Genomic DNA, 11,528 nt, shown 5'->3' with positions numbered 1-11,528 from the left:
GCGCCTAACGACGACAGAAGTTTCACCTTCAACATCAACTTGAAGGTTGAAGTCTCGCAACGAGAGGGAAACCCGTGACAGCACCCCAAAAATACTTAGCCAACATCAAGGTGGTCGGCGTTGGCGGTGGTGGAGTCAATGCAGTCAACCGCATGATCGAAGAAGGTCTCGAGGGCGTCGAGTTCGTTGCGATTAACACCGACTCCCAGGCCCTCGTCCTGTCCGATGCGCACTCCAAGCACGACATCGGCCGCGAACTCACCCGTGGCCTTGGTGCCGGCGCCGATCCGGAGATCGGTCGCCAGGCTGCCGAGGACTCGACCGAGGAGATCACCGAAGCCCTGCGCGGCTCCGACATGGTCTTCGTGACCGCCGGCGAAGGCGGCGGCACCGGTACCGGTGGCTCGCCCGTCGTCGCGCGCATCGCGCGCCAGGAAGGCGCCCTGACGATCGGCGTCGTCACCCGACCCTTCACCTTCGAGGGCCGCCAGCGCTCCGCCAAGGCCGAGGCCGGCATCGATGCGCTGCGCAAGGAAGTCGACACGCTCATCGTCATCCCGAACGATCGCCTCCTGCAGATCGCGGACCGCAACGTCTCCGTTCTTGAAGCCTTCCGCGCCGCCGACCAGGTGCTGCACTCCGGTGTCCAGGGCATCACCGACCTCATCACCACCCCGGGCCTGATCAACCTCGACTTCGCCGACGTCAAGTCGATCATGAAGGACGCCGGCAGCGCCCTCATGGGCATCGGCCGCGCCTCCGGTGAAGACCGCGCAGTCAATGCCGCCGAGGCCGCGATCTCCTCGCCGCTGCTGGAAGCCTCCATCGACGGCGCACACGGCGTGCTCCTGTCCATCCAGGGCGGCTCCGACCTCGGCCTGTTCGAAATCCACACGGCCGCACAGCTCGTGCAGGAAGCCGCACACCCCGAGGCCAACATCATCTTCGGTGCCGTCATCGACGACACGCTTGGCGACGAACTGCGCATCACCGTCATCGCCGCGGGCTTCGACCAGCAGCCCGAGGGTCGCAGCCCCGAGGGCATCTCGCCGCAGTCCCAGCAGCGCAAGATCGCCTCGCCGCCGGTCCAGAAGCCGGAGGCCGAGGAATCCCCCGAGCGGACCCCCGGCCAGGTCGCCGACCGCAGCGGCCAGCACTCGGTCCCGCGCACCGCGCCCGCCGTGCCCGGCTATGACAAGCCCGCTGAGGAAGCCCCCGAGAAGGAAGATACCCCGGAGCTCGACGTTCCGCCCGTGTTCCCCGACGGTGGCCGGGCCCAGTCGAAGGACGACGACCTCGACATTCCGGACTTCCTGAAGTAACCCAACGCTTAGGTGCTGATTACACGCAGTTGCGGGCCAGGCGCTCTCGCCATCTCGGCGACGGGCCTTGGCCCGCAACTGCTTTCCTACTCCGCCCTGCCCTGCGACGACCCCGCCGACGTCACCCGTCGGCGCGCCGAACTTAGCAAGGCCGTCGGCCACGAACTGTCCTGGGTGCGCCAGGTCCACTCAGCGACCGTCCTTGAAACCGAGACCGGCGGCTGCGTCGCGGGGGAGGGCGACGCCCTCTTCGTGAGCCCGCCGTCCTCGCGCGGCATCGCGCCCGCGGTCCTCACCGCCGACTGTGTGCCCGTCCTCATCGCGAGCGAATCGGGAACCTACCGCGCCGCGATCCACGCCGGTCGCAAAGGGCTCGTGGCGCGGATCATCACCGAGACGATCACGCGGCTACGGGCGCTGACCGATGAGCCGCTGTATGCCGCGCTCGGCCCCCATATCTGCGCCCGCTGCTACGAGGTGAGCCCAAAGCTCGCCGCCGAGGTCACGGCCGAGCGTTCGGGGTCCGCCGCCACGACGTCCTGGGGAACCCCCGCGCTCGACCTCACGGCCATGGCGTGCGCCGAGCTGGATGCCGCTGGCGTCCCACTGTCGGATGTCACGCCGCCGGAGTGTACCCTCGAGAACCCCGCGCTTTTCAGCTACCGGCGCGATGGGACCGCCGGGCGAATTGCCTCGTGCGTCGTGGCGATCGGGGACACGCCGAGCCCGTTACCCAATCCGCTGAGTAAAGCGCCCTAACGTTATGGTCACGAGTACCCACACGAGTTCCTAAGGAGATCCCATGGCCGGAATCCTTCGCAAGTCCATGGAATTCCTCGCGCTGAGCCAGCCCGAGGAAGAGACCGAAGAGACCTACGACGACTTCACGACCCAACTGGAGGAACGCGTGGACACCAGCGCGGATAACACCCCTGCCGCTCCCGTCACGCCGATCCACCGCGCCGCGTCGGCCCAGGGTCGTTTCGATGTGCATGAAGGCACCGCCCAGGAGCTGTCCCGTATCGTGACGTTCCACCCCACGGCATATAACGAGGCCAAGGTCATTGGTACCGCCTTCCGTGAGGGGATCCCGGTCATCTTGAACCTGTCCAGCATGTCCGAGGCCGACGGCAAGCGCATGCTCGACTTCTGCTCCGGCCTCGCCTACGGCCTGGAAGGTGGCATCGAGAAGGTGACGCAGCGCGTCTTTTTGCTCTCCCCGGCTACGGTCGAGGTCTATCGCGACACGGAAGACGCTGATCCGGCGAAGCACCTCGGCTAAGTCAGCAGGTACGATAGACCGGTGTCCCTGTTCTTTTACGTACTCTCGCGCGCCTGTGCGATCTACCTGCTGATCCTGTTTGCTCGTGTGATTCTCGACTGGATCCAGGTGTTCAATCAGTCGTGGCGCCCGAAGGGCGTCGTGCTGGTGCTCGCGAACATCATCTATACCTTGACCGATCCACCGGTGAAGATGCTGCGGGGCGTCATCCCGCCGCTGCGGCTCGGTGCGATCGCGTTGGACGTTGGTTTCCTCGTGATCGTCTTCGGTGTCATCATCTTGGAACGACTCTTCCTCATTCTGGCCTACAGATTTGCGTAACTTATGCCGCGCTGCACCAGAGTTTCAGGTAGTGTTTATTTCAGCGCGCGAATATTAGATTCGCGCTCACTTGCAACTACGACCACGAGGTGACGAAATGGCGCTGTTAACAGCGGACGACGTCCTCAACAAGAAGTTTCTCCAGACAAAGTTCCGAGAAGGCTACGATCAGGACGAAGTCGACGATTTCCTTGATGAAGTTGTCAACACGCTGCGTGCCGTCGAGTCTGAAAACGAAGAGCTGAAGGCCAAGCTAGCCGCGGCCGAGCGTCGGATTTCTGAGCTTGCTTCCGGTGGTGGCGACTACGCTCCCGCCGAAGAGCGGGTGGAGCAGAAGCCAGAGGAGCATGTGGAGGAGTCCTCGCACGGGGGCGCCGAGGCTGAAGTCAAGGTCGCCGAAGAGCACCACGAGGCCGGGCAGCCGCAGGCCCAGGCCTTCGCAGCCCCCGTTGCTGGTGGCGGCGAGCAGGCCCAGTCCGCGACCGGCATGCTGGCTCTTGCCCAGCGCCTGCACGACGAGTACGTGCGTAACGGCCAGGATGAGAGCGAGCGCATCGTCACCGAGGCCCGTCAGAAGGCCGACTCGATCGTTAAGGAAGCTGAAGACAAGTACAACAACACGCTTGCTCAGCTGGAGAAGGAGCGTTCGCTGCTCGAGCGCAAGATCGACGAGCTGCGTACCTTCGAGCGCGACTACCGTTCGCGCCTGAAGAGCTACCTCGAAGGTCTGCTGCGCGACGTCGAAACGTCGCCCGAGACCCTGTCTTGATCGACACCACTTTCGCAACGGCGGCACTTCACCGTGCCGCCGTTGCCATGTCCTATCAACCCTAAGGAGACCGATGACACGACGAGTTCGCGGCCCTAGGCCCCGCGCCGCCTTCGGCGTCGGAGTGGCGATTGCCCTCGCCTGCGTCGCGCTCGATCAGGGCACCAAGATCTGGGCGCTTGAGACGCTCCAGCCGGGGGAGTACCACCCCCTGATCGGCACCCTGTTCGGCTACCAACTCGTCTTCAATTCCGGTGCCGCCTTCTCCTTCGGCTCCGGCGTGACCTGGATCTTCACAATCATCGCCGCCGTCTGTGTCACCGGTGCACTCGCCGCGCTCACCCGCATCACAAACCCGCTGTGGATCACGGTTGTCGCGATCCTGCTCGGCGGCAGCGCCGGCAACCTCATCGACCGGCTCTTCCGCGCCCCGGGTTTCCCGCAGGGCCACGTAGTCGACTTCCTCGCCTACGGCGACTGGTTCGTCGGCAACATCGCGGACGTCTTCATCGTCGGCGCAGCCATCGCGCTCGCGATCTTGTCCTTCAGTTCGAACCCGCGCCCGGGCCGCGAACTGCTGAGTGAGGACGGCACGACCTTCGACGACGAAAGCGCCGAAGCGTGATGAGCGGCGAGCGCCACTACCTGCCCGTGCCCGACGCCCTGATCGGGCAGCGTGCCGATGCCGCGCTCGCCCGCATGCTCGGCCTGTCACGTACCAAGGCCGCGGACCTCATCGAAGGCGGCCACGCCTACGCCGACGGCGTCCAGCTCGCGCGCTCGACCAAGCTCACCGCGAGCATGCTGCTCGACGTCACGATCCCGCAAGAAAAGCCCGCGCCGCCCGATATCGTCGTCGCCGGCATGCGGATCATCTACGAGGACGACGACATCATCGTCGTCGACAAACCCGCCGGTGTCGCCGCGCATTTTTCCTCCGGCTGGTCCGGCCCGACCGTCGTCGGATCCCTACGCGCCTCCGGCTACCGCGTCTGCAAGCTCGGCCCCACCGAGCGTGAGGGGATCGTCCACCGGCTCGACGTCGGCACCTCCGGCATCATGGTCGTCTCCCGCTCCGACCGCGCCTACCGCGACCTCAAGCGCGCATTCAAAGAGCGTGAGGTCACGAAGAAATACCAGGCGCTCGTGCACGGCATCGTCTCCCCGCCGGTCGGCACGATCGACGCCCCGATCGGCCACTGCGGCGGCGACCAGTGGAAGATGAAGATCCGCAACGACGGCAAACACGCCGTCACGCACTACGACGTGATCGAAGAGTTCGATAAAGCGAGCCTCGTCGACGTCACGCTCGAGACCGGCCGCACCCACCAGATCCGCGTGCACTTCTCCGCAATCGGCCACCCGCTGCTCGGCGACCTCATCTACGGCGCGAGCCGCGAAGAAGCCGAACGCCTCGGCCTCATCCGCCAGTGGCTGCACGCGAGCGAACTGACATTCATCCACCCCGGCACCGCCGAGCCCGTCACGTTCACCGCGCCACCCGCCCCCGAACTCGCGCATGCCCTCGAATTGCTCCGCAGCTGACCGACAGAAGAAATCATGATCGAGACCCGGATCATCACCGACATCACGGACATCCAAGCTGCCCGCGGCATCCGCTACGACGTGTTCGTCCTCGAACAGGACGTCCCCCTCATCATGGAGGTCGACGCCCGCGACGAACTGCCCACCACCATCCACGCCCTTATGACCGTGGACGGCGAGCCCGTCGGCACCGGCCGCCTGCTCGTGAACGACGACGAGCCCGGCCGCGTCCACGTCGGACGCCTCGCGATCCGCAAAGAACACCGCGGCAAGAAGCTCGGCGCCGAGCTCATGAAGGCGCTAGAAGCCGAAGCGGTGGCGCGTCTCACCCCCGATCCGGAAGTAGGCCTCATCAGCGAGCTTTCTGCCCAGGAATACGCGGTCCCGTTCTACGAGAAACTCGGCTATCAAGTCATGGGCCGCGAACGTTATCTCGACGCCGGGATCTGGCATCACGACATGCACAGGGTCCTTGTCGCCCCGGACCAGTCCATGTCGGACCGCTAGGTAGAGTGGAGGCCATGGCTTCGGAGGATTTCGTTCACTTACATGTTCACACCGAGTACTCGATGCTCGATGGTCATGCGAAGATCGATGCCCTCTGCAAAGAAGTCGCTCGCCTAGGACAGCCCGCCGTCGCCATGACGGACCACGGCTACGTCTTCGGTGCCTATGAATTTTGGAAGACGGCGACCGACCACGGCTTGAAACCCATCATCGGCGTCGAGGCCTACATGACGCCGGGAACCTCCCGCAAAGACAAGTCCCGCGTCACCTGGGGAACGGAAGCCCAGCAGCGCGCTGGCGACGATGTTTCCGCCCGCGGCGCCTACACCCACATGACGCTCCTTGCCCGCAATACGCAGGGCATGCACAACCTGTTCAAAATGGCCTCTCTCGCCTCCTTGGAGGGCCAGCTAGGTAAGTGGCCGCGGATGGACCGCGACCTCCTGGAAACCTATTCTGATGGCCTTATCGGCACTGCTGGCTGCCCCTCCGGCGAGGTCCAGACGCGACTGCGCCTCGGCCAGTACGACGAGGCCCTCAAAGCGGCCGGCGAGTTCCAAGACATTTTCGGCAAAGATAACTTCTTCGTCGAGCTCATGGACCACGGGCTCGAGATCGAGCACCGCGTCCGCCGCGAGCTGCTGCAGATCGCGAAAGAGCTCAAGGCCCCCTTGATCGCGACGAACGACTCGCACTATGTGCGACCCGAGGATGCGGTCCCGCACTCCGCGCTGCTGTGCCTGCAGTCCGGTTCGACGCTGTCGGATCCGGACCGGTTCAAGTTCGACTCCGACACTTTCTACATCCGGCCGGAAGCCGAGATGCGTGCGCTGTGGCCCGAACTTCCCGAGGCGTGCGATAACACGCTGCTCGTTGCCGAGATGTGCGACGTTAAGTTCACCACCACCGCCGACGGCGCCAACTACATGCCGCACTTCCCGGTCCCTGCGGGGGAGAACGAAGAGTCCTGGTTCATCAAGGAAGTCGAAAAGGGCCTGCAGCTGCGCTACCCGAACGGCGTGCCCGCTCACGTGCGCGAACGCGCCGACTACGAGGTCAAGGTCATCTTGCAGATGGGCTTCCCGGGCTACTTCCTCGTCGTCTCCGACTTCATCACCTGGGCCAAGGAACACGGCATCCGCGTCGGTCCCGGCCGTGGCTCCGGTGCCGGTTCGATGGTCGCCTACGCGATGCGCATCACCGACCTCGACCCAATCCAGCACGGTCTGCTGTTCGAGCGATTCTTGAACCCCGACCGCGTCTCGATGCCTGACTTCGACGTCGATTTCGACGAACGCCGCCGCGGCGAGGTCATCGACTACGTGAACGAAAAATACGGCGAGGACCGCGTCGCCCAGGTCGTCACCTTCGGCGTCATGAAGACCAAACAGGCCCTCAAGGACTCCTCACGCGTGCTCGGCTACCCCTACCAAATGGGCGACCGCATCACGAAGGCCGTCCCGCCCACCGTCATGGGCAAGGACATCCCCATCAGTGGCATCTTCGACAAGAACCACAAGCGCTACGCCGAGGCCGCCGAATTCCGTGAGATGCACGCCGAAGACGTCGACGTCCAAAAGATCGTCGAAATGGCCAAAGGCATCGAAGGCATCACCCGCCAGTGGGGCGTGCACGCCTGCGCGGTCATCATGTCCAGTGCGCCGCTCATGGACATCATTCCGCTCATGAAGCGGCCCGCCGATGGCGTCATCATCACCCAGTTCGACTACCCGACGTGTGAAACGCTCGGCCTGCTGAAGATGGACTTCCTCGGCCTGCGTAACCTCACCGTCATCACCGACGCGCTCGACAACATCGTGCTCAACGGGGGAGAACCCCTCGACCTCGAACACGTGCCGATCGATGACAAGGCCACCTACGAGCTCATGAGCCACGCCGATACTCTCGGCGTCTTCCAGCTCGATGGCGATGGCATGCGCGACCTGCTGCGCCTCATGCGTCCCGACAACTTCGAAGACATCTCCGCCGTCGGCGCCCTATACCGTCCCGGTCCGATGGGCGCGAACTCGCACAAGAACTACGCGCTGCGTAAAAACGGCTTGCAGGAGATCACCCCGATCCACCCGGCGCTCGCCGAACCGCTCGCGGAGATCCTCGATACGACCTACGGCCTGATCGTCTATCAGGAGCAGGTTATGGCGATCGCCCAGAAGGTCGCGGGCTATACGCTCGGCCAAGCAGACCTGCTGCGCCGCGCCATGGGCAAGAAGAAGAAGGCCGAGCTGGATCGCCAGTATCAGACCTTCCACGATGGCATGATCGAGCGCGGCTACCCCGAGGATGCTGTCACCACGCTGTGGGACATCCTGCTGCCGTTCTCCGACTACGCGTTCAACAAGTCGCACTCGGCCGCCTACGGCCTCGTGTCCTATTGGACCGCCTACCTGAAGGCGAACTACCCGACCGAGTACATGGCGGCGCTGCTGACCAGCCAGCAGGGCAACAAGGACAAGCTCGCCGTCTACCTCGCCGAGTGCCGACGCCTCAACATCACCGTGCTCCCGCCAGACGTCAACTCCTCGGAAGCCACCTTCACGCCGCAGGGCAAGGACATCCTCTTCGGCCTCGGCGCTATCCGCAACGTTGGCGCCCACGTCGTCGAAGGCATCGTGCAGGCCCGCAAGGAAAAGGGCGCCTTCGAGTCCTTCGAGGACTTCCTCGACAAGGTCCCCGTCCAGGTCTGCAACAAGCGCACCATCGAGTCTCTCATCAAGGCTGGCGCGTTCGACCAGATCTCGCCCTCGCGCCGCGCGCTCGTCGTCTGCCATGAAGACTTCGTCGACGAGATCATCGCGATCAAGCGTAAGGAAGCCGTCGGCCAGTTCGACCTGTTCTCCGCTCTCGGCGGGGAAGAGCAAGAAGCCACGAGCTTCACCTCGGTCGTGCCCGAGGTCCCGGACTGGGATAAGCGCGAAAAACTCGCCTTCGAGCGCGAGATGCTGGGCTTGTATGTGTCCGACCATCCGCTCTCGGGCCTCGAACACATCCTGTCCATGCATGCCGATACGACGGTCGCCTCGCTCATGGACAGCCCGCAGGACCGTGACGGCGCCCGCGTGCAGATCTCCGGCCTCATCTCCGCCGTGCACCGCCGCGTGACCAAGCAGGGTAAGCCATGGGCGTCCCTGGAAGTCGAAGACCTGACCGGCGGCGTCACCGTGAATTTCTTCCCGCAGACCTACCAGCAGGTTGCGACCGAGATCGCCGAGGACCTTGTTGTTTCGATTAAGGGCCGGTTCCGCGCGGAGGAGGGCCAGTCGCCGACCATCGCCGCGATGGAGATGTCCATCCCTGACGTCGACGTCGTGGGCAGTGCGCCGGTCGATATCTCGCTGCCGAGCCACCGTTGCACCGGACCGACGATCGCGTCGTTGCAGCGCGTGCTGGGCAACCACTCGGGCCAGTCGGAGGTTCGCGTACATGTCACGTCTGCGGGACGCCGAACCGTCGTCGCGCTCGCCGATGCGTATCGCGTCCAGCCAAGCCCCGCCCTGTTCGGCGACCTCAAGGCCCTGCTCGGAGCTAACTGCTTGCGTTAAAGTCGACCAAGGAGGGACTCCTGTGTTCGACGATGATCCCGAGCGGATCAACGGAAAGCTCTATTTTGGGTTCGCTTCAGGAAGACAAAGCAGGAGTATGTACTGGAGCGCGAGAGCTATTGGAAGCGCGTTCTCGAAACACGACGGTACGGGTACAGCTCGAACTAGAGCATTTAGCCGGAACCGATCTATTTCTCGAGCGCCGCGGTGAAAGCCTCGGTCATCTCGGGGGAGAACAGGACAAAACGGATCTCCTCGATGCCGTTGTTATCCGGGTTCTCCGCTTCCTTCTTCGCCGCGCTAACCAGCACCTCGGCGACCTCGTCCATTTCCCAGCCGTAGGCGCCGCCAGAGATCGCGGGGAACGCGATCGAGCTGATGCGCAGGGCGCGTGCTACCTGCATCGAGGAGTGCACGCACGCGGCGAGGAGTTCGGGATCGGTCTCGCCGCGGTGCTTGTTCGGCCCGACCGTGTGGATGACCCACTGTGCGGGCAGATCGAAGCCCGGGGTCGAGACGGCCTCGCCGACGGGTAAGCCGTCCGGGTACTGCGTGCGCCGGACTTCGGTGCACGCCCCGAGGAGCTCGTTGCCGGCCGCGGCGTGCAGCGCGCCATCGACGCCGCCCCCGCCCATGAGCGAGGAGTTCGCGGCGTTGACCACCGCGTCCGTGTCCGTTTGTGTCAGGTCCCCAGTGACTGCCGTGATCTTCATATCTCGATCGTAAGTCGCCCTGATCTGCCATGCTGGACGGCCGAAAAACTTTTTCGGCCGCTGAACTATCCTCGGGTGCATGCTGAACCGGATCGATTTGCGTGCTAGGGATCTCGCTGCCTGCGATATTGATGAGCTGTTGCCGCGGGCGGCGCTCGACGTGTCGGGCGCGCTGCATCAGGTCCAGGGCGTGATCGATGACGTGCGTGAGCGCGGGGCTGAGGCGCTGGTCGAGCAGGCCGAGAAGTTTGACGGGGTGCGCCCCGAACACCTGCGGGTGCCGGCCGAAGAGCTGGAAAAGGCCGCAGCCGGCCTCGATGCGGAGATCGCCGAGGCGCTGCAGGTCGCGATCGCGCACGCGCGCGCGGGCCACAGCGCGCAGCTGCCCGCCGAGGTCGTAACCGAGATCGTCTCCGGTGGTCAGATCCGTCAGCGCTGGATCCCGGTGGAGCGCGTCGGCCTCTACGCGCCCGGTGGGCTCGCGGTCTACCCGTCCTCGGTCGTGATGAACGCGGTCGCGGCGCAGGTCGCGGGCGTGAAAGACATCGCGCTCGCGAGCCCGGCCCAAAAGGAATTCGGTGGGCTTCCCCACCCGACCGTGCTCGCGGCCTGCCACCTACTGGGCCTGACTGAGGTATACGCGGTCGGGGGAGCGGGCGCGATCGCGATGTTCGCCTACGGGGCGAAGACCGGAGACGGCTCGATCCTGTGCCGCCCGGTCGACGTCGTGACCGGGCCCGGAAATATTTTTGTGGCGGCCGCCAAGCGCGCGGTCGCATCCCGCTGCGGGATCGACGCGGAGGCGGGCACGACGGAGATCGCGATCATCGCCGATGAGCATGCCAACCCGGCATACGTCGCGGCCGACCTGCTCTCGCAGGCCGAGCACGACCCGGCCGCGGCCTCCGTTCTCATTACCGATTCGCCCGAGCTCGCCGACGCAGTCGATCAGGCGCTCGCCGACCAGGTCGCGGCGACCAAGCACCGGGAGCGCGTCGAAACCGCGCTATCCGGCCCGCAGAGTGCGACGGTGCTCGTGAACTCGCTCGATGACTGCGTGCGTGTCGCGAATGCCTATGCCGCGGAACACCTCGAGATTCAGACCGCCGACCCGGAAGCGCTTGCGGCGGGCATCAGGAACGCGGGAGCGATCTTCCTCGGGCCCTACACACCCGTGCCGCTGGGGGACTACGTCGCGGGCTCTAACCACGTGCTGCCGACCGGGGGCACCGCGCGGCACGCGTCCGGCCTGTCGGTCATGGCCTACCTCAAGCCCGTCCAGCAGGTGATGTATTCGAAGGCCGCGCTCGCGAGCGTGACAGAATCGCTCGTCACGCTCGCCAACGCGGAGGATCTACCCGCGCACGGATTCGCGGTCGAGGTCCGAGGCACACAACCGTCGAAGTAAGCGGCCCTAGATGTTGTGGGTCATGACGTTGTAGTCACCGACCGGGGATGAAGGAACGGGCCCCTGACTGCACGATGGGTGGTGTCAAAACATCCAGCAGA

The 11,528-nt window shown here is 64.8% G+C and carries 11 protein-coding genes; 10 read left to right on the top strand and 1 reads right to left on the bottom strand.

Annotation, left to right across the window (positions count from 1 at the left end; genetic code table 11):
* Positions 1 to 74 precede the first annotated feature (74 nt).
* From ftsZ to dnaE, 9 genes are all read left to right on the top strand, one after another.
* Positions 75 to 1,322 (top strand): cell division protein FtsZ, encoded by a 1,248-nt coding sequence (gene ftsZ / locus BSZ39_RS06470; protein ID WP_073716556.1) that lies wholly within the window; start codon positions 75 to 77, stop codon positions 1,320 to 1,322.
* A gap of 12 nt (positions 1,323 to 1,334) precedes the next feature.
* On the top strand, positions 1,335 to 2,081 hold the full coding sequence (locus BSZ39_RS06465; RefSeq protein WP_083602996.1) for a purine nucleoside phosphorylase YfiH/LACC1 family protein: 747 nt from the start codon (positions 1,335 to 1,337) through the stop codon (positions 2,079 to 2,081).
* A gap of 43 nt (positions 2,082 to 2,124) precedes the next feature.
* Positions 2,125 to 2,604 carry a cell division protein SepF gene (locus BSZ39_RS06460; protein ID WP_073716555.1) on the top strand — a complete coding sequence of 160 codons (480 nt, stop codon included), beginning with the start codon at positions 2,125 to 2,127 and terminating at the stop codon, positions 2,602 to 2,604.
* Positions 2,605 to 2,625: 21 nt separating this feature from the next.
* Positions 2,626 to 2,925: a YggT family protein gene (locus tag BSZ39_RS06455; RefSeq protein ID WP_073716554.1), complete on the top strand. Its 300-nt coding sequence runs from the start codon at positions 2,626 to 2,628 to the stop codon at positions 2,923 to 2,925.
* A 97-nt stretch (positions 2,926 to 3,022) separates the two neighbouring features.
* Positions 3,023 to 3,694 (top strand): DivIVA domain-containing protein, encoded by a 672-nt coding sequence (locus tag BSZ39_RS06450; protein WP_073716553.1) that lies wholly within the window; start codon positions 3,023 to 3,025, stop codon positions 3,692 to 3,694.
* A gap of 73 nt (positions 3,695 to 3,767) precedes the next feature.
* Positions 3,768 to 4,319: a signal peptidase II gene (gene lspA, locus BSZ39_RS06445; RefSeq protein ID WP_073716552.1), complete on the top strand. Its 552-nt coding sequence runs from the start codon at positions 3,768 to 3,770 to the stop codon at positions 4,317 to 4,319.
* Entirely contained in the window at positions 4,319 to 5,239 is a 921-nt protein-coding gene (locus tag BSZ39_RS06440; protein ID WP_073716551.1) for an RluA family pseudouridine synthase, read from the top strand. The genes lspA and BSZ39_RS06440 overlap by 1 nt, the downstream gene beginning before the upstream one ends.
* A 15-nt stretch (positions 5,240 to 5,254) precedes the next feature.
* Complete coding sequence (locus BSZ39_RS06435) at positions 5,255 to 5,746, top strand: GNAT family N-acetyltransferase (protein ID WP_073716550.1); 492 nt, start codon at positions 5,255 to 5,257, stop codon at positions 5,744 to 5,746.
* A 14-nt stretch (positions 5,747 to 5,760) separates the two neighbouring features.
* Complete coding sequence (gene dnaE / locus BSZ39_RS06430) at positions 5,761 to 9,306, top strand: DNA polymerase III subunit alpha (RefSeq protein ID WP_073716549.1); 3,546 nt, start codon at positions 5,761 to 5,763, stop codon at positions 9,304 to 9,306.
* A gap of 188 nt (positions 9,307 to 9,494) precedes the next feature.
* Here the strand turns inward: dnaE and BSZ39_RS06425 are convergent, their stop codons facing one another.
* The gene (locus BSZ39_RS06425) at positions 9,495 to 10,019 is read right to left on the bottom strand and encodes an O-acetyl-ADP-ribose deacetylase (RefSeq protein ID WP_073716548.1); all 525 of its coding nucleotides are present in this window, start codon (positions 10,017 to 10,019) and stop codon (positions 9,495 to 9,497) included.
* 79 nt (positions 10,020 to 10,098) lie between these two features.
* Here BSZ39_RS06425 and hisD point away from each other — a divergent pair, with 79 nt between their 5' ends.
* Positions 10,099 to 11,427, top strand: coding sequence for a histidinol dehydrogenase (gene hisD / locus BSZ39_RS06420; protein ID WP_073716547.1), 1,329 nt, complete (start codon positions 10,099 to 10,101; stop codon positions 11,425 to 11,427).
* Positions 11,428 to 11,528 lie beyond the last annotated feature (101 nt).

The sequence above is a fragment of the Bowdeniella nasicola genome (assembly GCF_001907295.1).
Lineage (GTDB): Bacteria > Actinomycetota > Actinomycetes > Actinomycetales > Actinomycetaceae > Bowdeniella > Bowdeniella nasicola.
The sequence above is the reverse complement of the archived record's forward strand: the minus strand, read 5'-3'. Positions and strand labels throughout refer to the sequence as shown.